At 61.4% G+C, this 24,910-nt stretch carries 19 protein-coding genes; 12 read left to right on the top strand and 7 right to left on the bottom strand.

Translation table 11 applies throughout. The features are described 5' to 3' along the window. Window positions 1-27 precede the first annotated feature (27 nt). Window positions 28-423 carry an SgcJ/EcaC family oxidoreductase gene (locus HWW87_RS12620; protein ID WP_175820504.1) on the top strand — a complete coding sequence of 132 codons (396 nt, stop codon included), beginning with the start codon at window positions 28-30 and terminating at the stop codon, window positions 421-423. Between the two features lie 22 nt (window positions 424-445). Here the strand turns inward: HWW87_RS12620 and tet are convergent, their stop codons facing one another. Then, a complete protein-coding gene (gene tet, locus HWW87_RS12615) occupies window positions 446-1,645 on the bottom strand; it encodes a Tet(A)/Tet(B)/Tet(C) family tetracycline efflux MFS transporter (RefSeq protein ID WP_175820503.1) in 1,200 nt (399 codons plus the stop codon). A 56-nt stretch (window positions 1,646-1,701) separates the two neighbouring features. Here tet and tetR point away from each other — a divergent pair, with 56 nt between their 5' ends. After that, the gene (tetR, locus tag HWW87_RS12610) at window positions 1,702-2,334 is read left to right on the top strand and encodes a tetracycline resistance transcriptional repressor TetR (protein ID WP_175820502.1); all 633 of its coding nucleotides are present in this window, start codon (window positions 1,702-1,704) and stop codon (window positions 2,332-2,334) included. A gap of 4 nt (window positions 2,335-2,338) precedes the next feature. Here the strand turns inward: tetR and miaA are convergent, their stop codons facing one another. Both miaA and mutL read right to left on the bottom strand, forming a co-directional pair. Then, window positions 2,339-3,313: a tRNA (adenosine(37)-N6)-dimethylallyltransferase MiaA gene (miaA, locus tag HWW87_RS12605; RefSeq protein WP_175820501.1), complete on the bottom strand. Its 975-nt coding sequence runs from the start codon at window positions 3,311-3,313 to the stop codon at window positions 2,339-2,341. After that, window positions 3,310-5,304 (bottom strand): DNA mismatch repair endonuclease MutL, encoded by a 1,995-nt coding sequence (gene mutL, locus HWW87_RS12600; protein WP_175820500.1) that lies wholly within the window; start codon window positions 5,302-5,304, stop codon window positions 3,310-3,312. Before mutL ends, miaA begins: the two co-directional genes overlap by 4 nt. Window positions 5,305-5,487: 183 nt before the next feature. Here mutL and HWW87_RS12595 point away from each other — a divergent pair, with 183 nt between their 5' ends. Then, a complete protein-coding gene (locus HWW87_RS12595) occupies window positions 5,488-6,171 on the top strand; it encodes a DedA family protein (RefSeq protein ID WP_175820499.1) in 684 nt (227 codons plus the stop codon). 81 nt (window positions 6,172-6,252) lie between these two features. Here HWW87_RS12595 and HWW87_RS12590 read toward each other — a convergent pair whose 3' ends face one another. From HWW87_RS12590 to HWW87_RS12575, 4 genes are all read right to left on the bottom strand, one after another. Beyond that, the gene (locus HWW87_RS12590) at window positions 6,253-7,065 is read right to left on the bottom strand and encodes a mechanosensitive ion channel family protein (RefSeq protein ID WP_175820498.1); all 813 of its coding nucleotides are present in this window, start codon (window positions 7,063-7,065) and stop codon (window positions 6,253-6,255) included. A 298-nt stretch (window positions 7,066-7,363) separates the two neighbouring features. Next, complete coding sequence (locus HWW87_RS12585) at window positions 7,364-8,788, bottom strand: mannose-1-phosphate guanylyltransferase/mannose-6-phosphate isomerase (RefSeq protein WP_175820497.1); 1,425 nt, start codon at window positions 8,786-8,788, stop codon at window positions 7,364-7,366. A 117-nt stretch (window positions 8,789-8,905) separates the two neighbouring features. Continuing rightward, window positions 8,906-10,906: a capsular biosynthesis protein gene (locus HWW87_RS12580; RefSeq protein ID WP_175820496.1), complete on the bottom strand. Its 2,001-nt coding sequence runs from the start codon at window positions 10,904-10,906 to the stop codon at window positions 8,906-8,908. An 8-nt stretch (window positions 10,907-10,914) separates the two neighbouring features. Then, window positions 10,915-12,066, bottom strand: a complete 1,152-nt coding sequence (locus HWW87_RS12575) for a glycosyltransferase family 1 protein (protein WP_175820495.1) — start codon at window positions 12,064-12,066, stop codon at window positions 10,915-10,917. A 226-nt stretch (window positions 12,067-12,292) separates the two neighbouring features. On the opposite strand from HWW87_RS12575, the gene HWW87_RS12570 reads away from it, so the two are divergent. The 9 genes from HWW87_RS12570 (at window position 12,293) to HWW87_RS12530 (ending at window position 24,892) form a co-directional block, all read left to right on the top strand. Further along, complete coding sequence (locus HWW87_RS12570) at window positions 12,293-13,465, top strand: polysaccharide biosynthesis/export family protein (RefSeq protein ID WP_175820494.1); 1,173 nt, start codon at window positions 12,293-12,295, stop codon at window positions 13,463-13,465. A 184-nt stretch (window positions 13,466-13,649) separates the two neighbouring features. After that, a complete protein-coding gene (gene gmd, locus HWW87_RS12565) occupies window positions 13,650-14,684 on the top strand; it encodes a GDP-mannose 4,6-dehydratase (protein ID WP_175820493.1) in 1,035 nt (344 codons plus the stop codon). 215 nt (window positions 14,685-14,899) lie between these two features. Further along, entirely contained in the window at window positions 14,900-16,840 is a 1,941-nt protein-coding gene (locus HWW87_RS12560) for a glycosyltransferase (RefSeq protein ID WP_175820492.1), read from the top strand. Between the two features lie 8 nt (window positions 16,841-16,848). Next, window positions 16,849-17,775, top strand: a complete 927-nt coding sequence (locus tag HWW87_RS12555; protein ID WP_175820491.1) for an NAD-dependent epimerase/dehydratase family protein — start codon at window positions 16,849-16,851, stop codon at window positions 17,773-17,775. A 123-nt stretch (window positions 17,776-17,898) separates the two neighbouring features. Next, window positions 17,899-19,233, top strand: coding sequence for a glycosyltransferase family 1 protein (locus HWW87_RS12550; protein ID WP_244107189.1), 1,335 nt, complete (start codon window positions 17,899-17,901; stop codon window positions 19,231-19,233). A 112-nt stretch (window positions 19,234-19,345) separates the two neighbouring features. Beyond that, the gene (locus HWW87_RS12545) at window positions 19,346-21,292 is read left to right on the top strand and encodes a glycosyltransferase family 61 protein (protein WP_175820490.1); all 1,947 of its coding nucleotides are present in this window, start codon (window positions 19,346-19,348) and stop codon (window positions 21,290-21,292) included. 41 nt (window positions 21,293-21,333) lie between these two features. Further along, complete coding sequence (locus tag HWW87_RS12540; RefSeq protein WP_175820489.1) at window positions 21,334-23,439, top strand: hypothetical protein; 2,106 nt, start codon at window positions 21,334-21,336, stop codon at window positions 23,437-23,439. A gap of 11 nt (window positions 23,440-23,450) precedes the next feature. After that, window positions 23,451-24,248 carry an ABC transporter permease gene (locus HWW87_RS12535; RefSeq protein WP_244107188.1) on the top strand — a complete coding sequence of 266 codons (798 nt, stop codon included), beginning with the start codon at window positions 23,451-23,453 and terminating at the stop codon, window positions 24,246-24,248. Continuing rightward, window positions 24,245-24,892 (top strand): ATP-binding cassette domain-containing protein, encoded by a 648-nt coding sequence (locus HWW87_RS12530; protein ID WP_175820488.1) that lies wholly within the window; start codon window positions 24,245-24,247, stop codon window positions 24,890-24,892. Before HWW87_RS12535 ends, HWW87_RS12530 begins: the two co-directional genes overlap by 4 nt. The last annotated feature ends 18 nt before the right edge of the window (window positions 24,893-24,910 follow it).

Genomic DNA, 24,910 nt, shown 5'->3' with positions numbered 1-24,910 from the left:
ACGCGCGCCGATGAAGGAGGGGCGACGATGACCGAAGACGAACGTGCAATCCGCGAACTCGTGGACAACTGGTTCGTGTCGAGCCGGCGCGGCGATCTGGCGACCGTGCTCGACCTGATCGCCGACGACGCGATCTTCATGGTGGCCGGCAAGCCGCCGTTCGACAAGGCGGCGTTCGCGGCCGCGTCGCGCGACGCGAACGCCGGCGCGGAACACGCGCCGAAGATCGACGGCCGCTACCGGATCGACGAGCTGCGCGTGATCGGCGACTGGGCATACATGCGCAATTTCATCGAGATCGACGCGACGCCGCCGGGCGGCGACACGATCCGCCGGTCGGGCCACACGCTGACGATCTTCCGCAAGGCCGACGGCCGCTGGCAGCTCGTGCGCGACGCGAATCTCGTCACGCTCGCGGGCTGAGCGCGACGGCGCATGCCGACGCTTACGCGGATGCTCGCGGCGCGCTCGCCGGGCGCGCGCCGGCCAACAGCGGCGGCACGAGCAGGTACAGCAGCGCGGCCGCGGCCCACACGAGCCCCGGCCAGGTCGCGCGCGTCGCCGCGTAAGTCGCGGTGACGACCAGCGGCCCCGCGACGCCGATCAGGCTCGCCACGCTCGCCAGCGTGCCTTGCAGTTCGCCCTGGCGCGCATCGTCGACCTGCCGCGCGAGCATCGCCTGCAACGCCGGCAGCGTCATGCCGCCGGCCGCGAACAGCGGCAGCAGCGCGAACGGCACCCATGCGGCGGTCGCGAACGCGATGACCGCCAGCCCGAGCGCATCGCCTGCAAGACCCAGCGCGAGCGCGCGGCGCTCGCCGAGCCGCGCGATCAGTGGCCCGATCGCGAACGCCTGCGCAAGCGCGTGGCACGCGCCGTAACCGGCGAGGGAGAGCCCGGCGACCGGCGTCGACCAGCCGAAATGTTCCTGGCCGTACAGGATCCACAGCGTCGCGGGCGCCTGCGACACGAGTGCCACGATCACGTAGATGCCGACCAGCGGCGCGAGCGCGGGCGCGCCGCTCAGCCGGCGCAGGCTTGCGAACGGGTTGAGCGCGCCGACCGTGCGGCCTTCCCGGGCCGAACGCGGCCGCGATTCCGGCAGCACGCGCCACACGAGCACGAGGTTCAGCGCGTTGAGCAACGCGGCCGCGACGAACGGCGCGCGCAGGTGCAGCGCGCCGAGCAGGCCGCCGATCAGCGGGCCGGCGATGAAGCCGATGCCCATCATCGCGCCGAGCTGGCCGAAGCGCCGTGCGCGATCGGGCTCGGCCGTCACGTCGGTCACGTACGCGGTCGCGACCGCGACGTTCGCGCCGGTGATACCCGCGATCAGCCGCCCGACGTAAAGCCACGCGAGTGTCGGCGCGAGCGCCATCAGCAGATAGTCGAGCGCGGCGCCCGCGAGCGATGCGAGCAGCACCGGGCGGCGGCCGAAACGGTCGCTCAGCGCGCCGAGCAGCGGCGCACACAGGAACTGCGCGAACGCGTACAGCGCGAGCAGGATTCCGTAGTGGGTGTCGGTGCTGCCCGCAGCGGCCAGCGAGCGCAGCAGCCCGGGCAGGATCGGCATCACGATCCCGACGCCGATCGCGTCGAGCAGGACCGTGGCCAGGATGGCAATCAGGGACGGATTCAAGAGCATCACTCTATCGATGATAGAGTGCGAAGTATTCCACAGTTTCCCTATCGGTGATAGAGATGAAGGACACAGGCGCGCGGCTGACGCGCGACACGGTATTGCGCGCGGCGCTCGAATTGCTGGATGAGGTGGGGATCGACGGGCTGTCGACGCGGCGGCTTGCCGAGCGGCTCGGCGTGCAGTCGCCGACGCTGTACTGGCATTTCAGGAACAAGGCCGAGCTGCTCGACGCGATGGCCGAGGCGATCATGCTCGAGCGTCACGGCGCGTCGCTGCCGCAGCCGGGCGACGCGTGGGATGCATGGCTCGCGGAGAATGCGCGCAGTTTTCGCCGCGCGCTGCTCGCCTATCGCGACGGCGCGCGCCTGCATGCCGGCACGCGGCCGCGCGCGCTGCATTTCAGCTCGATCGAACGCAAGGTCACGCTGCTCGGCGACGCGGGGTTCACGCCGGACGAAGCGGTCGACGTGATGGTCGCGATCGGCCGCTTCGTGGTCGGATGGGTGCTGGAAGAGCAGGCGGCGCCGGACGGCGACGCCGATGCGCTGCTGCCGGACGCGGCCGAGTATCCGCGGTTCGCGAAAGGCTGGACCGCGCTGCGCGAGCGCAGCGGCGACGAGGCGTTCGAGCGCGGCATCGCATGGATCGTCGACGGCGCCCGCGCGCGCCTCGCGGCGCGTCGGGCGGGCTGACGCGTCAGCCTGGCGTGCGGCCGTCGAGGACCCGTTCGAGCGCATCGAGCGCGCGGGCCGTCGCATCCGGCGCGATGCAGTCGACCACGATCCGCTCCGGCATCGCGCGCAGCCACGTGATCTGGCGCTTGCACAGCTGGCGTGTCGCGAAGATGCCCTTGTCGCGCATCGTCCGGTAGTCGGTATCGCCGTCGAGGAATTCCCACGCCTGCCGGTAGCCGACGCAACGCATCGACGGCAGGTCGGGATGGAGATCGTCGCGGCGCCGCAGCCGTTCGACTTCGTCGATGAAGCCCGCGTCGAGCATCGCGTCGAAGCGCTGCGCGATCCGTGCGTGCAGCACCGAGCGATCCGACGGCTCGAGCGCGACCGGCACGAAAAGGTACGCGGCGGCGGCATCGTCCGTGCGGCGCGGCGCGGCGAGCAGCGCCGACATCGGCTGCCCGCTCAGCATGAAGATTTCCAGTGCGCGCTGGATCCGCTGCGAATCGTTCGGCGCAAGCCGCGCGGCCGTGTCGGGATCGACTTGCGCGAGCCGCGCGTGCAGCGCGGGCCAGCCGTCGCGCGCGGCGTCGGCGTCGAGTGCCGCGCGAACCTCCGGGTCGGCGCCCGGCAGGTCGTTGAGCCCTTGCGTCAGCGCCTTGTAGTACAGCATCGTGCCGCCCGCCAGCAACGGCGTGCGGCCGCGCGCGACGATCTCGCCGATCAGGCGCAGCGTGTCCGCGCGGAATTCCGCGGCCGAATACGCGTCGGCCGGGTCGATGATGTCGATCAGGTGATGCGGCACGCTAGCGCGCTCGTCGCGCGACGGTTTCGCGGTGCCGATATCCATGTCGCGGTAGACGAGCGCCGAATCGACGCTGACGATCTCGATCGGGTGGCGCGCGGCGAGCGCCAGCGCCGCGGCCGTCTTGCCGGAAGCGGTGGGGCCGAGCAGGCAGGCGATCGTCGTCGGGCTGGACTGCGAAGAAGCGCTCATTGCCCGCGCATGAAGAGACGGTCGAGATCGTTCAGCGTGAGCTGATACCAGGTCGGCCGGCCATGATTGCACTGGTCCGCGCGCTCGGTCGCCTCCATCTGGCGCAGCAGCGCGTTCATCTCGTCGAGCGTCAGGCGCCGGTTTGCGCGCACCGCGTGATGGCACGCGAGCGTGCCGAGCAGCTCGTGCTGGCGCTCGGTGAGCACGCGCGAGCCGCCGAACGCGTGCAGGTCGGCCAGCACCGCGCGCGCGAGCGACTGCAGGTCCGCATCCTTCAGCAGCGCCGGCACCGCGCGGATCGCGAGCGTCGTCGGCGACAGCACCGCGAGGTCGAAGCCGAGCGATTCGAGCGTGGCGCGTTCCTCCTCGACCGTGCCGATCTCGACCGGCGTGGCCGTCATCGAGATCGGCAGCAGCAGCGACTGCACGGCGACCGTGCGATCGGCGAGCGCGTTCTTGAACTGTTCGTACAGGATCCGCTCGTGCGCCGCGTGCATGTCGACGATCACGAGGCCGTACGCATTCTGCGCAAGCACGTAGATGCCGTGGATCTGGCCGAGCGCGAAGCCGAGCGGTTGCTCGTCGTGCGCGCCGGCGGCGAGCGGCGACGCGGCGAAGCCCGGCAGCGGCGCGACCGGCGCGTCGGCCGTATCGCGGGCGATGAGCGTCGTGCCGTCCGGCGTGCCCGCGCCGCTGTCCTTGCGGCCGAACAGCGCGTCGTAGAGCGCGAGCGGCTGCGCGACGGGCAGCGTGCCCTGCGTCATCCGCGCCTGGCGCATCCAGGTGTTGCCCGACGACGAGGATGACGACGGTGACGAGAAGCCGCTGCCGCCGCTGCCGCCGGTCGCGGCGCTCGGGCTCTGGCCGAGCGGTGTGTCGAGGAATGACGCCGGCCCGCGTGGCGCGGGTTCGAGATGCGCGGCATGGCCGCCCGCGGTGGTTTCCGGCGACGCACCCGCATGGCGCGCGAGCGCCCGCTGGACCGCATGGAACACGTACTGGTGGATCGAGCGCGAATCGCGGAACCGTACTTCGATCTTCGACGGATGCACGTTGACGTCGACGGCCTCGGGCGGCAGGTCGAGGAACAGCACGTACGACGGGTAGCGGTCGCCGTGCAGCACGTCCTCGTAGGCCGCGCGCACCGCGTGCGTCAGCAGCTTGTCGCGCACGAAGCGGCCATTCACGAAGAAGTATTGCTGATCGGCGCGCCCGCGGCTCGCGGTCGGCAGGCCGGCGCAGCCGTACACGGCGAGCGGGCCGGCCTGCTCGTCGAGCGGCAGGTGCGCGGTCGCGAAGCTGTCGCCGAGGATCTTCGCGACGCGCTGCGCGGGCTCGGTCGCATTCCAGTGCTCGACGGCCTTGCCGTTGTGCAGCACCGAGATCGCGACGTCCGGCCGCGCGAGCGCCGCGCGGCGGATCATTTCCAGGCAGTGGCCGAATTCCGTCTGCTCGCTCTTCAGGAACTTGCGCCGCGCGGGCGTGTTGAAGTACAGCTCGCGTACCTCGATCGTCGTGCCGATCGAGCCGGCGGCGGGCGACAGCACGCCAGTGTGCGCATCGATCTTCATCGCGTGCGCGGCATCGGCCGTCCGGCTCGTGATCGACATCTCGGCGACCGACGCGATCGACGCGAGTGCTTCGCCGCGGAACCCGAGCGTCGCGACCGCCTCGAGCTCCTCGAGCGAGCGGATCTTGCTGGTCGCATGGCGCATCAGCGCGAGCGCCAGTTCGTCGGGCGGAATTCCGCAGCCGTCATCGGTGATCGAGATGCGCTTGACGCCGCCTTCTTCCAGCACGATGCGCAGCGTCGTCGCGCCGGCGTCCATCGCGTTCTCGAGCAGCTCCTTGACGACCGACGCCGGGCGTTCGACGACCTCGCCGGCGGCGATCTGGCTGATCAGCTGGTCGGGCAGGGGCTGGATCGCGCGCAGCGGGCGCGCGGCGGGGGCGGGCGCGGCGCCCGCGGCCGTTTCGGTGATATCGGACATGGCCGAATTATAGCGAGGCGGCGAACGCGTGCCGGGGCGAGCGGCCGTTACGTTTTTTCACGGAGCCTTAAGGTAGTTTCGGTATCATCACCCCGTTGCACGCGCCGCCTTGGCTGGCGGGCGCCTCGGCCATCTCTGGCCTGTTCCGGCCGTTCCGGCCCCATCGCCTTCGAGGAATTGCATTTGGATACGCTGCTTCATTTCGTCAACCTTGTCCTGCATATCGACGCTTTCCTCGGCGATTTCATCCGGCAGTACGGCGCATGGGTCTATCTCGTCCTGTTCCTGATCGTGTTCTGCGAGACGGGGCTCGTCGTGTTCCCGTTCCTGCCCGGCGATTCGCTGCTGTTCATCGGCGGCGCGTTCGCGGCGACGGGAGAAATGAACGTCGGCGCGCTGATCGCGCTGCTGCTCGTCGCGGCGATTGCCGGCAACACCGTGAACTACCTGATCGGCCGCTGGGTCGGCCCGAAGGTGTTCAATACGCATATCCCGGTGCTCGAGCGGTTCCTCGATCGCGCCGCGCTGCAGAAGACCCACTCGTTCTACGACAAGCACGGCGGCAAGACGATCGTGCTCGCGCGCTTCATCCCGGTCGTGCGCACGTTTGCACCGTTCGTCGCGGGTGCGTCGTCGATGAGCGTCGCGCGCTTCCAGCTGTTCAACGTGCTCGGCGCGCTGCTCTGGGTGCTGCTGCTCGTGCTGCTCGGCTATTTCTTCGGCAATATCCCGTTCATCCGCCAGTACCTGAACGTGATCGTGCTGGTCGGGATCGGCGCGGCGATCGTGCCGGTCGCGCTGGGTGCGGTGTGGAAGCTCGTGCGCGGGCGGCGGTCGGATGGGACGCCGAAGGCGGGCGGGCGCTGAGCGGGGGCTTCTTCCTGTTCTGCGCAGTAAAAAAGCGTGGCGAGTGCCACGCTTTTTTTCGTCCGTTGCGGCTGTTGCGCGTTACGCGCTGCGATGCGCGACCGGCGTTTCGGGCGTCGGGTACTGCGCGTCGCGGAACGTTTCGAGGATTACGCGGTTGGTGTCGCAGTACACCTGCCAGTAGTTTTCGGGCTGCGTGGACGGGCGCACGAACAGCAGCGGGCCTTCCGGCGTGAACTGCAGCACGCCGACGTCCGGTGCCGGGTTGGTCAGCACGTTCGGGATCTGCTGGATCGACGCCTTCAGACGGTTGATCGCGTCGACGGCATCGACGCTGTTCGCGATTTTCGCGGTCAGGTCGACGCGGCGATGCGACGTTGCGCTGTAGTTCGCGATGTTGTCCGAGAAGATCTTGTTGTTGCCGACGATCGTCACGATGTTGTCGGCGGTGATGATCGTCGTGCCGAACAGGCCGAGCTCCTTCACGGTGCCCGTGACGCCGCCCGCGCTGATCACGTCGCCGATCTTGAACGGGCGCAGCACCTGCATGAATACGCCGGCGGCGAAATGCGCGAGCAGGCCGCCCCAGGCCGTGCCGATTGCGAGGCCGAGGCCGGCGAGCAACGCGGCGAACGAGGTGGTCTGTACGCCGAAGATCTGCAGGATCGCGAGGATCAGCAGGATCGTCAGCAGCACGCCGACGACGGAGGTCAGGTAGTCGGTGAGCGTCGGGTCGACCTTGCCGCTGCGGCGAACGACCTTGCCGAGCAGGCGGGTACCGAGGCGAATCGCCCAGCGGCCGATGAACCATAAGACGATCGCGGCGAGGAGGTTGAGGCCGAAGTCGAGGCCGCGGGTCATCAGGAATTGCTGGGCGGTGGCGAGATCGATCATGCGTTCTCCAAGTAGATAATCGGGGCGCGAAGTGCGCCTGGCTGCGCAGTTATACCTGTGCGGTGGCGGCACGGCAATCGGGCGGGGGCGACGAGATGCTCAAGAAGTGTCAAAGACATTGGCGACGCGGGCGGTCTTAATTCGTGTGCGGTGTCTGTTGGCGCGGAAAAGATGGCGCTTGTGCAACGACGCTTGCGGGAACGTCAGTGGGAGGGCGTCGGGAAATACGGGCGCATGCCCAAGGGAGAGGAAACCGTGCCGGCGGGGCGGCACGGTCATGCGGGCTCGACGGCCCGAGTTACTTCGGCGCGCGGCCGTACGTGTCTTCGAAGCGGACGATGTCGTCCTCGCCCAAATACGAACCCGACTGCACTTCGATCAGTTCGAGAGGGATCTTGCCGGGGTTGCTCAGGCGGTGTGTCGCACCCAGTGGAATGTAGGTAGATTGGTTTTCCGTCAGCATGATTTCCTTGTCGCCATTCGTGACGAGCGCCGTGCCCTTCACGACGATCCAGTGTTCGGCGCGGTGGTGATGCATCTGGAGGCTGAGCTGTGCGCCTGGTTTGACGACGATACGTTTGACCTGGAAGCGGTCGCCTTGGTCGAGACCTTCGTAATCGCCCCATGGACGTACGACGCGGCGATGCGTGATCGATTCGTGGCGGCCCGATGCATTGAGCCATTCGACGATTTTCTTGACATCCTGGGTCTTGTCGCGGTGTGCGACGAGAACGGCGTCGGCGGTCTCGACGATCACCATATTGTCGACGCCGATGGTGGCGACCATACGGTGATCGGCCCGGATATAGGAGTTGGTGGTCTCGTGGGAGAACACGTCGCCGATCTTGGCATTGAGGTCGATGTCGCGCTCGGCGATGTCAGCGAGGGCGGTCCAGGAACCGATATCGTTCCAGCCCAGATTTGCGGCTTCGACAACTGCCGCAAGCTCGGTTTTTTCCATCACCGCATAGTCGATCGAAATGTTCGGACAGGCGCCAAACACGTCGGGATCGAGGCGGACGAAATCGGCATCCCGATGTGATGTATCGGCGGCGAGTTCCGCGTGACGGGCGACTTCCGGTGCATGGCGCTTGAGCTCGTCGAGATAGCTTGACGCCTTCAGCATGAACATGCCGCTGTTCCAGTAGTAGTTGCCGTCATCGAGGAAGCGCTCGGCGGCTTGCGCATCCGGCTTTTCGACGAACGCGTCGACACGATAGACAGATTTGCCGTCTGCCGCCGCATGGCCGCGACGGATATAGCCGTAGCCCGTATGAGCTTCGGTTGGCGTAATACCGAACGTAACAAGATGGCGATCTGCCGCGATCGGTGCCGCTTCGAGCACGGCATCGACAAAGGCTTTTTCGTTCTGGACGACATGATCGGACGGCAGTACGAGCAGCACGGCGTCCGGGGATTCGCGCAGCGCCAGCAGGGCTGCAATTGCGATAGCGGGGGCAGTGTTGCGCCCGACGGGCTCAAGTACGACGGATGACGGCGTAATGCCGACCTGCCGAAGTTGTTCGGCGACGAGGAAGCGTTGGTCGTTGTTGGTGACGACGATCGGGTTGGCGACGTTCGGAATATGGCTGGCGCGCAGCGCTGTTTGCTGGACCAGCGTATCTTCACCCGCGAGCTTCAGATATTGCTTGGGATAACCGCCGCGAGACATCGGCCAAAGACGCGTGCCACTTCCACCGCACAGAATTACCGGATAAATCATTGCGTTGCTCCAGGATATAAACATCGACACCGTTCGTTGCATGCAGGCGAATCGGCAGTTCTAATGATTCGGATGCAGCTGTAACGATTATTCAGAATAGATTCTCGTATCTATGCCTCAAGCCATGCGCAGTCTCCAGGCGAGATGATCGAGAGCATTGCGCATCCAGCGGACAACCTTGACGAGAAATCGAATATACCGAGAGCGGACTCCAGCGAGCGGGCGGTTCGCGGTAGCGGCAAGCTGGTTTATCACCGCTTCAGGCGATGTGAAGCGTTTGAGCCGCCAGTCCCAGTAAATCGGATAGCGCAGCAATACAGCAGCGACCAGCATGTCTATCGTCAGCGTCCGTTCACGCCAGCGCTGAGGAACGGCATCCGTCGTCAATCCCCAGCCGGCATAAAACGGCAATCCGTACGTGTGTACTTCCTTGCCACGCAACAGGGCTTCGAAACCAGACAATGACGAGAGCGTATGCACCTCGTCGGCGGCTTCGATCAACGAGATCAAGTCCGACGAGGCATCCACAACGTTGGCCACCGCGGTCGTACCGAGGTGGCCGATGCGGTTGCCCGACAGCACGTCCGGATGGGGCTTGTAGACGATGAAGGCGTCGGGGCGGCGCGCACGGACCTCTTCGAGCAGGGCTTCGGTGGTCGTGATGCCCCGGGTGCCGAGCCGAATCGACGCATCGTCCGCCACTTGGCCGGAAACGAGTATGACCCGCGCGCCGGCGGGGGCGGCCCAATCCGGCCTGCGTCGCCCGAGATTGTATTTGGTCAGTCCATGTGTTGTGATTGCTTCGCGCAACACGGCTGCGCGTCGCAGTTCGGCTTCGGTGAATTCGGCGGTATTCAGGATTGCGGTTAGTTCGTTGGGCCGGCTGGAATCGAAATACATGCCGAGGCGATCGATGACCTGGCTGTACGGCGCAACCATGTCGGAACCCAGCCCTGTCGAATGCAGGAAGCCATCTTCGATTCTGACGTGTCGGGTACCGTCGCGCAGGCCCGCAGATGATCGACCACCCCAGATCGCGGCGATTTCCCCGGCTTCGACGTCGGACGCTCGTTTTACCCAGCGGAGGCGGCCGCCGCCCGCGGTCAAGTACGGCGTGGTGAACGGGCGCTTCCACCACTGGAAGGCAACGCCCGCAATTGCGTTCAGATCAGAAAAGCGCGTAGCGATCGAATGCTGAAGTTCGACGAAGCTCAGAACTGTGTCCAGTGTGCCGCGACCGTACGTAACGGGATCGAGGTAGCTGGCGGCTTTCAGGAAGATGGTCTCGAATAGTCTGTCGACCGAATCGCATTGCCGTCGCGCGGGCAATTCCGCGTGGTCGTGGGTCAACCCCCAACCGGCATAGTAGGGAGAGCCGAAGACATGCAGCGGCACGCCAGCAAGCAGGGCACCCAGGCCTTCGGAGGCCGTGACGGCGTAAGCTGTATCCGACGTTGCCAGGACTTCGCGCAGTGAGTGTTCGACTTCGAGCCGCTTTGTTCCGGGCGGCAGTCTCGTTAGGCTCGACATCCAGCGTCCGCGGCCGCCGTCGGCCGACGGGAGCAGCCAGAAATCCGCGTCGGGGTGAGCCGCCTGTGCTGCCCGGACCATCGAATCAAAGCCAAGGTGCCGTTGTCGCCGGCTCGAACGCGAATCCGTATGCGATACCGACCGTTCGTCGATCAGCACGATACGCGGCCGGCCGGTTGCGATATGCCACGCATCGGGAAGTGGCTGAATGCGAGACCTGACATGCAGCGCATCGGATTCAACCACGCGCCGCATCAGTGCCCGCGTTGGAGGCTGGGCCGTGGAACCGGCTTCGGCGTACAACAGCGATTCGAGCATCGCGACGAGGCCCGGCTCACCGGGTATGGAGGATTCGACGGAAAACCAGGACAGGGGCGGCACATGGCGATCGCTCCCGGACAGCACGGGGCCCGCGCAAATGGAGTGCAGGCCAGGACCAATCGCGACCCCGGCATCCGTGAGCGCCGCGCGGTATTTCGCGCAACGTCGCCGAAATGCGTACGTTGCCGCCGGGCGGCGCTCATGGAACCTGCCACCGGACGCGATATGCGACGCGGCGCTCTCGGCCGGAGTGGTTCGATGGCGCATGAGGAATGTCATTGGGCCAGCGAATCGATGAACCGATCCACGCGCTCGAAGTGGCTTGCCCAGGTGGGTTCGTGGAAACCGGCAATCCGGGCAAGCTGTTCGCTCCTCTCCACGCCGTCGGCGCGCGTGTAGGCGAGGATGAGTGCCATCCACGCAGGGCCGTCCAGCGGATCCAGATAATCGGGGATGTCCGCCGCGATCTCGTGAAAAACGGATAGATTGCTGGCGAGAACGGGCACTTTGAGACTCAGTGCCTCCACGAGCGGCATGCCGTAGCCTTCGACGAACGACGGAAACAACAGCGCCCGGGCATGCTGAAGCCACGCGTGCAACTGCGCGTCGGTGCAGTCCGCAAGCTCGATCACCGCGTCCTTCAATGGGGTGCAGCGCTCGAGCATGTCGACGACGTTCTCGCATTCCCAGCCGCGTCGGCCGATGATCACCAGCTTGGGGGCCGCGTTGCCCAATTGTTCGACGAGGCGTCGCCAGATGTGAAGCATGAACCAGTGGTTCTTGCGTGGCTCGATGGTGCCGAGCATGACGAAATACGGTGCCTGAAGCGGTGCTTGCGTGGGTTCCACCGAACGATATCCGGCCGCAAGCGGTGCGACGACGCATGGAGGCATGGTGAGGTTGGCGCGGCGTGCTTCTTCCTTGATCGCAGTGTGGGTGTCTTCCGAGTTCGCAATCAGGCCATCCGCGTGGCGCAACGCAGTATGAATACGTTGGCGATGACCGGCTTCGACGCCCGGGCGGCAATACTCGGCGTGCGTGAGCGGAATAAGGTCGTGAATCATGAATACCGCACGGACATCGCGTTGGTGCATTGCCCGGTAATACCGAACATGCTCCATGCCGTTGTGACTCGTATGAAGCAGCACGGCCCGACCCGGGCGGACTCGTCGTGGATCGAGGTAGGCTCTGACAATCGCACTACGAATGCAGAATCGGTGTTGATTCGGCTCGGTTAGTAGCTTAAAAGCACGGGACGATGCGCTTTCATTCAGTATTCGGGGGAATCCGGCCCGGCTGATGACCGCGTGGGCGCGGGAACGATAGTGTTCGAGGTACGCGAGGCCGACCCGGTCGACCCCGGTGGGCAGCAAGCCCGCCGAGCGGCGAGTAAGCAGACGCGTAATATCCAGGCAAATATTTAACACGGATGCAATGTTCGTGTGGCATGTAGTGCACGCGTGCCGTGCGGAAATGCCGAGAGTGTAGGAAATTGCGCTAACTATACGCAAATTTATTCTGCATCGTGAGACAATTGCCGCCGCCTCTACCCTTGCGGTGACCGGATTGTATAAATCGCAAGTATACGCAAATTTATTCTGCATCGTGCGACAATTGTCGCCGCCTCTATCCTTGGATGACCGGATTGTATAAATGGCAAGTGTGAAACGCGGAGTGCAGTTGGCAATTGTGGTCGTGGGCTTGATCGGGTTGGGGGCTTGTTCGGTCATACCGACATCTGGGCCGAGCCGCTCCCAGGTTGATGCGGCGGCAACGAAAGGCAATCCGCAAGGTATTCAAATCATCGACGTAACCGATACGGTTGCGCGTCAGTTGTATGCCAAGCGAGCCCATGCGGACTTCGCAACCTTGCTTGGCGACGATCGATCGTTTCGCCAGCAACTTGGCGTAGGGGATTCCGTCGAAGTCTCGATCTGGGAGGCGCCGCCTGCCACCCTGTTCGGTGGTGGCATATCTGATAGCAGTGCAAGCAGCGCGCCGAGCGGCTCGCGGGTCACGACGCTGCCCCTTCAGGTGATCGACGGTGACGGAAACATCAACGTTCCTTTCGTTGGAGCCGTGAAGGCCTCGGGGCAGACGCCGACGCAACTGCAGCGCTACATCGCTGGGCGACTGAAGAATATCGCGCATGATCCACAGGTGCTGGTGCGTCTGGCACGCAACGAGACGTCCTACATCACTGTGGTCGGCGATGTGGGGAGCAGCAAGCGGATGGAGTTGAGCGCGCGCGGCGAGCGTCTGCTCGATGCGCTGGCTTCGGCCGGCGGCGTGCGCCAGTCGGTCGACAAGATAACGATCCAGATTACGCGAGGCAATGACGTTGCCTCCTTGCCGCTGCAGTCCATCATTCGCGATCCGCGCCAGAACGTTCCGTTGCGGGCGGGTGATGTCGTCACGGCGCTGTATCAGCCTTACAGCTTTCTTGCGCTGGGGGCGACGGGGAAGAACGAAGAGGTCAACTTCGAGGCGCAGGGCATCACGCTTGCTCAGGCAATCGCTCGATCCGGCGGCCTGCAGGACTCGCGTTCGGATGCGCAGGGCGTATTCATCTTCCGCCTCGAGGATCCCAAAGCGCTGAATTGGCCGGACCAGCCGGTCAGGACGACCGCCGACGGCAAGGTGCCGGTCGTTTATCGGATCGACTTGCGTGATCCGAACTCTTTTTTTGCGGTCCAGAGTTTCATGATGGACAACAAGGACGTGCTGTACGTCTCGAATGCGCCGATCACGGAAATCCAAAAGGTCCTGAATCTGGTCTTCACGGTCGTCTACCCCGTGGTGACAGGGGTCCAGTCGTTCAAGTAAAGAAGTGTGGGGTGTGGGCCAAGATATAAATCGGTTGGATCCGAGGGGCGCTTTTTGAGATACTCCCGGATTTGTCCGACTCGATGTTCCTGGTGATTCTCGGCGAAAACACGTGGCGCCACCGTTTGTCCGGGCTGCGTATGCTTGTAATTGGCGAATTATTTACGTTGAATTAGGAAAGAATATGAAGACGGCTCTTATTACCGGTATCACTGGACAGGATGGCGCATATCTCGCGGAATTTCTGCTAGAAAAGGGCTATCGTGTCTACGGTTCATATCGTCGGAACAGTTCGGTTAACTTCTGGCGTATCGAAGAGCTGGGGATTCTCAATCACCCGAATTTGAGCCTGGTCGAATACGATCTGACCGATCTGGGTTCGAGCATCCGGTTACTGCAGAACACCGAGGCGACCGAGGTTTATAATCTCGCGGCGCTGAGCTTCGTGGGTGTTTCGTTCGATCAACCCGTGACCACCGCCAATATCACCGGATTGGGCGCGGTGAACCTGCTCGAGGCAATCAGGATCGTCAATCCGAAGATTCGTTTCTATCAGGCCAGCACGTCGGAAATGTTCGGCAAGGTGCAGTCGATTCCGCAAACCGAAGCCACGCCGTTCTATCCGCGTAGTCCATATGGCGTCGCCAAGCTGTATGCGCACTGGATGACGATCAACTATCGCGAAAGCTACGATATTTTCGCGTCGAGCGGTATTCTGTTCAATCACGAGTCGCCGCTTCGCGGACAGGAATTCGTGACGCGTAAGATTACCGATACGCTGGCGAAAGTCCGACTCGGCAAGGCGAGCATCCTCGAGCTCGGCAATATGAACGCGCTGCGCGACTGGGGTTATGCCAAGGAGTATGTCGACGGCATGTGGCGCATGCTGCAGGCCGACCGGCCCGACACCTACGTGCTGGCCACGAATCGTACGACGGCGGTACGCGATTTCGTCTCGCTTGCGGCCCGGGCATGCGGTTTCGAGCTCGAGTGGCAGGGCAAGGACGAGAACGAAGTAGCGGTCGATCGCAAGACCGGCAAGACCATCGTTCGCGTGAATCCTAAGTTCTACCGCGCGGCAGAAGTCGACCTGCTGATCGGCGACCCCGCCAAGGCCAAGCAGGATCTGGACTGGCAACCGAAAACGACGCTGGAAGAGCTTTGCCAGATGATGGTCGAGGCTGACCTGCGCCGCAACAAGATCGGTTTCTCGTTCTGAGAAGACGAACTCGCTTGCTGATCCGCCAGTCGCTGTTGGTTCGGCGTCGGGCGGATCCGGAACGTGCTGTATTCCGGTTGTGGCTCGCCGCTTTGCGAGGTTGGCATTAAGGGAGCAGAGTCGGTTTGCGCGCGGGGGCGCGCGGACGGTTGCGACGGCTTTCCGATGATGGTTTTCAGAATTCGGCTGGTGCGGCTATTGTGGATATTATAGATATGTCTCTTACGGAAATTAAGAAGACCGTTGCTGTTGTAGATTATTGGCCCGCCATCGAAAATGCTGAAACAGAATGCATTTTGCGGATCAAGTCGGCGCTGCAGGAATTGGGTTACGAAACCGTATCGATCAATCGTCACGGTTTTCTGGTTGACGATGCATTGACGCATGTCGATGAGCTCAAGATCGAATTTGTGCTCGCATTGCATTTCGATTCGGCAAAGGCGTGGAGCGCCTTTACCTATTATGCGCTGTGGAATCCGCTCGACTTCTATTTCCAGTGGAGCTACCGGGAAAAGTCGGAAAACGCGTTGTCCAACGACGCATTCCTGTCGTGCGGTTCGCGGGTGGCCGACGATCATGCCCGGCGACTACTGAAGGGCTCGGGCCGCGCGGCGACCGAGCCGTTCCTGACGTTGTTCCACGCCGTACACGAGCCGGTGATTCCTCCCGCGCTTGGACACGGCAAGCTGTTCTATTGCGGCATCAATTGGGAGGCGCTGAGCGGCCGCGGTGGTCGTCACCACGAGTTGATGAAACTGCTGGATCAGCGCGGCATGCTCGATATCTATGGTCCGGAGGTCTTCCAGGATGTGCGTGTCTGGGATGGCTATGCGTCGTACCAGGGATCAATACCGTTCGACGGTAAGACGCTAATCAAGCGCGTCGCGCAATCGGGTATCGGTCTTGTCCTGTCCTCGGATGCACACATCAAATCCGGGCTGATGTCGAGCAGGCTGTTCGAGTGCTTGTCGGCCGGCGTACCGATCATCTGCGATCAGAATCGGTTCGCGCGCGACAATTTCGGCGATCTGCTGTTCTATATCGACACGACGGAGCCAGCCACGACCGTGGCGCGCAAGGTCGAGGAGCATGTCGAGTGGATCCGCGACAATCCGGAACTCGCGATTGAAAGGGCGACCCGCGCGCAGGAGATCTACAAGCAGCGCTTTAGTCTAGTCGAGAACTTCAAACGCATCTTCGCGACGGGGCCTCACCTCGATGTCGTGAAGACCAACGAGCTCGGTCGCGGGCTGTCGACTATCTTCATCGCGGACGAGTGCAACCCGGCTTTCACGTCGAAAATCCGCTCTTATGCGATGCACATGGCCGGCAAGCGGAACGCCAAATGCTACGCATTGATTCCCGAGGCGAGCTCCGCCGCGCGCGAGGAAGATATCCGAAAAGCTTGCACCGGCGTGGAAATCATCCGGTTCAAGCGGGATACGAAGGACTACATCCGTACGGCCGGGGAAGTCGTCCAGAAGATCGTCGCGGTCCTGCAGGCTTTGCCCGAGGGCGATATCTTCCAGGTCATTCCTGCGTGGGAGCGTCCGGTCTGGCCGACGATCGAATCGATGTGGGAAAAACTCGATGTGCAGCCCGAAATGAGCTACGTCGCCGGCGGTTTCACCGTGCTCGAGAACACCGGCAAGCCGCATGAGGGACGCGCGACATTCACGAGGCAGACCCTGCTGACATCGATGATGGACGCGAACGCGCCGTTCTCGTGCTCGTCGACGCTCTATCGCCGTATGGATTCGATGAGTGAAGTTTTCGAGACGTTCGCCTATGCTCCGTATTTCTGGCAGCGCTTGATGTCGATTGCCTATCAGCGGTTCGGCGATGGATTTGACGATGTGCGCGTGGCGGCGGTGGAAGACCACGAGTACTACGTGGTCCACCATCGTATTTCCAATCATGATCAACTGATGCGCGAATCCGAGATCCTGCGGGACGTTCTGGGTTTCGATTACGTGGACAAGCATCTTCGTGCCGCCGCAGTCTTGCAGAGCCAGATCGTCGAACCCATGGCGTTCGTGAGGCAGGTCGATTCGGCCGCTGCGCGCGCGTTGCTGGTCAAGCTGTACGATTCGGTGAAGATACCTAAATTTATTTCTGCTCCCATTCAGTGGTTGTGGAAGAAAAAGGCTATTTAGGAGCATCCATGAACAAGTATTTCGTAACAGGTGGATATGGGCTCGTTGGCTCGGCGATTTGCCGGCAACTCGAGGTGGCAGGTGCGTCGTATGTCGCGCCGCGCCGCGCAGAGCTGAATTTGCTCGATCGCGGCGCGGTCGAGGGTTTTATCGCGGATGAACGACCGACTCATTTGATTCACCTGGCTTCGCAGGTTTTCGGATTGCAAGGTAATCTGCGCAATCAGCTTTCGTCGCTGTCGCTGAATACGCGGATCAACGAAAATCTGCTGGCGGGCCTCGCGGGCAGCTCCGTCAAGAAGGTGTTCTTTGCCGGTACGGTGGCCTCGTACCCGTTTCCCTACATCAGTCTTCCGCTGCGTGAAGAGGACATGTTCAAGGGGCTGCCGCATTTCGGCGAATACGGCTATGCAAACTCGAAAATCCACGCGTTCCATTATCTGGAATTGCTGAAGAAGTACAACGACATCGACTACGTCTACGGTGTCTTCACGAACATGTACGGACCGAACGACCGGTTCGACGTGGAGACCGGTCACGTCGTGCCGTCGTTGATTCGCAAGGCCGAACTAGCGGTGGCGAACGGCACGCAGCTTGAAGTCTGGGGGCGACCGGATACGACGCGCGATTTCATGTACGTCGACGATGCCGCACGTGCTGCGATTCACCTGCTCGATCGTGCCTCCGGTGTGGTCAATATTGCATCGGGGATCGAAAGCTCGATGGGCGATCTTGCCGATGCGGTCTGTACGGCTGCCGGCATCTCGGCGCCGATCAAATGGCTGTCGGACAAGCCGGTGGGAATTCCACGTCGGTCGGTCGACGTCACGCGGCTTGCGGATACGGGCTTTGCCGCGAACACGAGCTTGAAGGACGGTGTCGGCAAGACTTATAGCTGGTTCACGGAAAATCTCGCATCGGCGCGATTGACATAAACGCACTTGGGTCGGATGAGGCCGCAGTGGGCGATTTCAGGTCCATTGCCAGATACGCGCGCCCCGGGGCGCGCGTTCATCTTATCCGGCTGCTCCATTGAATGCTTGTTTGATTGACGGAACATGGACGTATTGGGCAACGAGAGGCTGGCGGGCGCATTGCGGCAAGTACGTCTTTGCGTGTATGAGTCGGTGCACTTGTCTCTTCTGCGATTGCTGGATCTCTGGTGGGTTCCTGGCGGCGCCGCGACAATGCGTCGCGCCATCGCCAGATCGAACGCGCATCCTCAAGCCAAGGTGCAGCAGCCTGCGCAACGCAATCTTTTCATCGACGTCTCCATCATCGCGCTCAACGATGCCGGCACCGGTATTCAGCGCGTCGTCCGGTCCATCGCGCAGCACCTGCTGGCCGATCCGCCGGCAGGCATGACGGTCCATCTTGTACGGGCCACACGCAAGAAACCCTATCGATATGCCACGCAATACCAGGCGCACCTCACAGGGCAGAGCGGGCTGGGTGAAGAGCGCCCGCTCGAAGTGCGGCGCGGCGACGTGTTTCTGGGGCTCGACCTCGCGAGCCGGCCCCTGGTCATGAGACAAAAGGAGTTGCGTCGCTGGCGCGAACTTGGGGCAAGTTGTGCTTTCGTTGTGTACGATCTGCTGCCAGCCGCGCATCCCGAATGGTTTACATCGGTCGCGGCGAAATCCTACCGTCGATGGCTGGAACTCCTCGTGATGCACGCCGACGCACTGTTCTGCATTTCGAAGTCGGTTGCCGGAGAGATCGATACTTGGCTGCAGGACAAATTTGGTCTCGAGCACAACGAAATTCATGTCGATTGGTTTCATCTCGGCGCGGATTTCAACGCGAGCGAACCGGCGGCGATCAGCGCGCCGACATCCGCCGGTGCAGTGGTCGCGGCGCGCGCGTCCCGGCTCGTGCTGATGGTCGGCACGGTCGAGCCACGCAAGGGGCACGCCGAGATGCTGACCGCGTTCGAGTCCGCGTGGCGCAATGGTATAAACGTCACGCTGGTGATCGTCGGGAAGGCCGGGTGGCGAGTCGATGGGCTAGTTGAACGGCTCAAGTATCTGCAGGGCGCCACCGATAATCTGGTCTGGCTCGAGGATGCGAGCGACAGCGACCTGATGGCGCTGTATGAGCGCGCGGACGGATTGATCATGGCGTCGGAGGCTGAGGGATTCGGTTTGCCGATCATCGAGGCCGCATTGCGCGATATTCCGTTGTTTTTACGAGATTTACCCGTGTTTAGGGAGGTCGCGCATGAGCACGCAACTTACTTCAGCGGGCATGCTCCGGTTGAGGTTGCGTTGAGCCTCGAGCAATGGCTACGGGATCTCGAGCGCGATCGTGCCGTCAGAAGCGGAAACATGGTGACGCTGACATGGGAGCAGAGCGCGCGTCGCCTGGGCGAACTGGTTGAGACGCTCGTGTAGTTCCCTGGCGCACAGGAATCGGATCGGGCCGGCGGTATCGCGGGCACGAACAGGAATGTTAGGGGCGGGGAAACAAGGATGGCCTGTCTAATGGAAATTGGGGAGTGATCGAATGGATAGTTCTTATCTGGTAAGTAATTTCCGTGCAGCCGACAAGGATGACGAGTCACGAAAAAAATCTGCGCTGGAATATGCTTACCAAGTGAGTGGGCTGAATTGCACGTTCGACCAGTTTCTTAGCAAGAATTCCGAGTTCGTCAAGAATTATGTGTTCGGCGGCGAGGCTGACGACTATTACTTCACGTCGATGCTGGCGACGTTCGAGCAGCATGAAACCGATCTCGATGCGTTTTTTGCGGCCGTACTCAACAAGATCGTGCTGCAACTCGAATTCCAGACCCGACACTTCACGTCCGGCTATGGTCCTGAACTGTTCATCTGCGACGCACCCAAGAGTCACTTTCGCGTTGCGGTCGCCAATGCAAGCACGACGGCCGGGCTGCTGTTCGGCGATCCGGCTCAGCAAGTACTTCCGGAGTGGGCCAGCAATCTCCCGCACGTCGAGTACAACTTCCATAATGTTCATTGCCGTAATTTCCCCGATCTGGGCCAGTTCGTCGAATCCATTCGTCGAAAGGTCGGAGCGGTGGCGCTGTCGTTGCCGGCCGACGTCGATCACCTGAAGATTCCCGAGCGGTATGCGGCGATGGCCGGCTGGGTCGATGAAAACACGACCTACGTGTTCTGCGGTAAAAAATCCGTTCTGCAGAACGTCAGGCGGAAACTGGAAGAGAAGTATCCGGACGCCGTCGTGCAGAGCCGCGAATACACGCTCAATTCTTCGGCAGCGCGTGAGGAGAAGGCTATCGTCCTGGTGGATGGCTTGAGCGGCCTCCCCGACATCGAGATCGACTGCTTCGATACTCTCGACTGCAGCTTCACGACGGCGGCTGCCAGCAGCAACACCGATTTCCGCAATCTCAGCTTCGCGGAAACCGAATTCTTCAAGCCTGTCGAGCCCAAGAAGGTGATCAGCTTTTCGCCGATCTCGACGGAAAACACGTTGAAGATGACATCGGAGATCCAGTTCTTCAACGATGTCGTGACGATCAAGAACGGCTCGATTGCGGCGCAGCGCGGCACCGTCGATTCAACCTACCTGCATTTTGCCGAAAGCGGCGAAATTGCAATGGACGCCGGCAACGAAATTGCCCGCACGGAGATGACCGAGCTTTACAGAAGTGGCGTCAACGTGGACGGCATCGTCACCGCGAAACTGCGGCAAGCGCGAATCCTGAATGTCACGGGACCGGCCATGCCGCTGGCTTTTACGCCCGACGTGCATACGTTCTTCTCCCATTTTATCCTCCAGTGCTTTCCCCGGATCCTGATTCTGAGGGAACTAGGCATTCCGCACGCAAAGATCATCGTTCCGCACAACCTGCGTGCGAAGCAACTCGCGATGTTGCGGCTCGCCGGGATTGTCGACGACCAGATCGTGAAAATGCCGCCGGGGGTGATCGTCAAGGCCGACGAACTGATCGTACCGCGTGCGTGGCCATTGGCGATGTCGTCGTTCACGATCCGTATATACGAAGAGTTGCTGGGGCGTGTCGTGAAGACGAAGCGTCGCCCGATTAAGAACCTCCTGATCAGCCGTGAAAGCCGTCGGACCTGGCGGAACATGGTCAATTACGACTCCGTCCGGAAAATTCTGGTGGACCGGTATCGTTTCGAAGAGGTCAAGCCGGAAAAGCTGACGATTGAAGAAGAAATCGATCTGTTCAATCAGTCGAAAGTGCTTATCGGTGCGGAAGGGGCAGGAATGTACGCGTCCTGCTTCTCCCAGGAAAACTCGCACGTCGTCAGCATCTGTGACGAAGACTACATGATGCCGATTCTCGGCACCATCGGACGCCTGCGCGGGTTCAATCTGTATCACGTCTTCGGCGAAAGCTTCCGATCCGCACGTGATGTGAATCGACGTCTGCCATATGGTCATTGTGATTTTGCAGTCAACCCGCTCGATGTTGCGGGGTTGGTGGAACAGTTGATATAAATTTGCAGTGAATTGTTTGGGATAACTGCCAGGTAAATACCGTGAATATTAGTAATTCTGAAAAACGCGCTGATGCTCTTTCACGACAGGATCGTGTCCTCTTCGTCGGAGAGGTGCAGGCACTTGGCATGTATCGCCATTTTCAGCAGGTTTTCGAGAAGAGCAGGACAGAAACACCGGATATCCATTTCGTCGATACGAACGACGACGGCTGCCTTGATTCGGTGAAGGCGCTGGTCGGCGCCGGCGCCCGCGTCGTGCTGCAAATCAACCCGAATCGTCGAGGCATCTGCGCCGATATCGCGAATTTCCTCGAACGGCAGGCCGGCACCTCGGTCGTCAAAGTGCCGATGCTCCTGTGTTCCAGCCTGTGGCCCTATGACTGCTTCGACAGCGCACTGCAGCAATCCGGCTCTTCGATCGCCGGTACGCGTGGCGACTCGAAGCTCAAAGCCCTGGTGCAATCCGACGATGTTTCGGAGGATGAAGTCTTTGAATACATCGGCGGTGAAGGGTTGAACGAGTCCGAGGTGGAGGCGGCATTTGAAGCGGACAAAGAACAATGGGGCGTACTGCAGAGTGAATGCGGGTGGAATTTCCGTGATTACTTGGTAAGTAGCTTCTCCGACAAGAAATTGTTCAGTTCGCATACGCTTCCATCGAATGCGTCGCTGGGCTTGCTGATTCAAAAGATCGAGGGCTTCCTCGAGTTGAATGCCGCCGAGCGCGCGGAATCGCAACGGTTGATGTCGCTTGCCGAGATCCTGCAACCGGACACGCCGATTCATCCGAGAATCGGCAAGGTCCTGAATCTCGCATGGCTCCCGGACGGCAAGAAGTTCGATATCCACGGACGCAAGATTGATTATCAGCGCTGGGTCACGGAATACGCGAAATTCTACGCACCGATGCTGGAGTTTCCTCGCAGCCGATTCACCGAGCGGTCGCATGGTCCGGCGAAAACGACGGGCGACGGTGGCGCGCGGCATGTGGTGGCGAGAGCTTCCGTTGGCCAGGGCACGTCGAATCCGGATCACGGCTCCGCGAGCACGCTGTTCGGGAGAATGGACAGACTTTTCGTGCTGTGCGTGATCGTGCCGTTTGTCGTGTCGGCCCTGTACTTTGGCTTGATGGCATCGGACATCTACGTATCGCAGTCATCCTTCATCATTCGCACGCCGAGCAAAAGCAACCAGTCTGGCGGCTTCGTCGGTCAATTGCTGCAGAACACCGGCATTTCCCGCGCGTCTGACGATACCTATGCCGTTAACAACTATCTGACGTCACGCGATGCGCTGGCTTCGCTGAACGCCGGGGCGCGCTACGAAACTGCCTACAGTGGCGGGAGGGCCGACCTCTTCAGCCGGTTCGGCCTGCTGCCGCAGCGACGGACGTTCGAAGACCTGTACAAGTATTTCCAGGATCACGCGAACGTCCAGTTCGATACCGATACCGGGATTTCCACGCTGGAGGTCCATGCGTTCTCGGCGCCCGAGGCTAGGGATCTGAACGAGCGTCTGCTTGAGCTCGGCGAGAAGCGCATCAATCAGATGAACGAGCGGGCGCAGCAGGATCTCGTCACATATGCCCAACGCGAGGTGGTACTGGCGGAAGCGAACCTCAAGCAGGCGGCGACCGCGCTCTCCCAGTATCGTGAAAAGCAGGCTGTTTTCGATCCGAATCTCCAGTCTTCGTTGATCCTGCAGAGCGTAACCAAACTTCAAAGCGAACTGGTGGCGAGCAAGATTCAACTGGCGCAGTTGAAAGCGGTGTCGCCGAGCAATCCGCAAATCGGTGCGCTCGAGGTGAAGATCAAGTCGCTGCAGGACCAAGTGGACGCTGCATCAAAGAACGTGACTAACGGACAGTCGTCGTTGGCGTTCAAGAGCCCGGCCTATGAGCGGCTGGAACTCGACAAGCAGTTTGCCGACAAGCAATTGGCCGCGGCGGTGATGTCGCTCGAGACGGCCCGCAGCGACGCGCAGCGTCAGCACCTGTATCTCGAACGCATTTCGCAACCGAATGAGCCGGATAAACCGCTGTTGCCGCGTCGTATCCGGACTGTGCTAGCGATTCTCGCGATCGGATTCATCGTCTGGTGCACGCTGAAGCTACTCATTGCCAGCATCAAAGAGCATCGCGACTGAGGTGGCTTAAATTGAACATCCATTTGCGAGAGCTGACCGACTCATTGAAAATTCAGGGGCGCGTCCTGTATGCGCTCTTGATGCGGGAAATCATTACCCGCTACGGACGGCACAACATCGGTTTTGCGTGGCTGTTCGCCGAACCGATGCTGTTCTCGATCGGTGTGGTGATCCTCTGGAATGTCGCTCATAACGAGGGAACCAGTCATCACATCAGTGCGATCGCCTATTCATTGACCGGGTACTCGACCATCCTGGTATGGAGAAACACGATCGGCCGATGCGTGATGGCGGTCGAGCCGAACGCGGCGCTTTTGTATCACCGCAATGTACGGGTCATCGACTTCTTTCTGGCGCGCATTCTTCTCGAACTCCTGGGTACGACGTTGTCGATGTTGATCCTGTTCGTCTTTTTCATGGCAATCGGAATCATCCCGTTTCCGTACGACGTGATGAGCATGATCATCGGATGGGCATTGCTGTGCTGGTATGCGGGCGCGATGGGCCTGCTGGTCGGTGCGCTGGTGGAGTTCAGCGAGGTTGTCGAGCGACTGTGGCATCCGATTGCCTATTTTCAGCTGCCGGTTTCTGGTGCGCTCGTGATGGCTGCGTGGTTGCCCGTGTCGGCCAGAAACATCGTGCTGAAATTTCCGGTTGCCAACTGTGTTGAGCTGTTTCGTTACGGATACTACGGGAACGAAGTCCGGACCTATTACGACGTCTCGTATGTCGTTCTGTGCAACCTGGTATTGACTTGCCTTGGTTTGTTTGTTGTTTCTGCGGCTTCTCGCCGAGTGGAGCCCGAATGATAGAGCTCGATGACGTCAGGAAATACTATTCGACCCGCAACGGGCAGCGGCTGGTTCTCGATGGCGTAAATCTGACCATCAATCCCGGTGAGCGAATCGGCATATTGGGCAGGAACGGCGCGGGTAAGTCGACCATCATTCGCCTAATCAGTGGCTCTGAGTTGCCGTCGTCCGGCCGGATTTCCCGGAGCATGGCCGTTTCCTGGCCACTGGCATTTTCCGGCGGATTTCAAGGTAGTCTGACCGGACTCGATAACCTGCGATTCGTATGCCGGATATATCAGGCATCCTTCGAAAATGCGTTGCCGTTTGTCGAGGAGTTCTCCGAACTCGGGGAGTATCTGCGGGAGCCGGTAAAAAAGTATTCGAGCGGCATGCGCGCACGTCTTGCATTCGCCATTTCGATGGCGGTCGAATTTGACTGCTTTCTCATCGATGAAGTGATCGCCGTCGGCGATCGAAGATTTCATGAGAAGTGCAAGTATGAATTGTTCGAGAAGCGCAAGGATCGAGCGATGATCCTGGTTTCGCACGATGCGATTACGGTCAAGGAGTATTGCGACCGCGCCTGCGTGCTCGAAGGAGGCAGGTTGCATCATTTTGATGACGTTGAAGACGCATATGATTTTTACAATCATATCTGACGGTATCCTGATTGCCTC

The sequence above is a fragment of the Burkholderia sp. BCC0419 genome (genome assembly GCF_902830285.1).
GTDB lineage: Bacteria > Pseudomonadota > Gammaproteobacteria > Burkholderiales > Burkholderiaceae > Burkholderia.
This window is presented reverse-complemented; position numbering and strand designations above follow the sequence as displayed.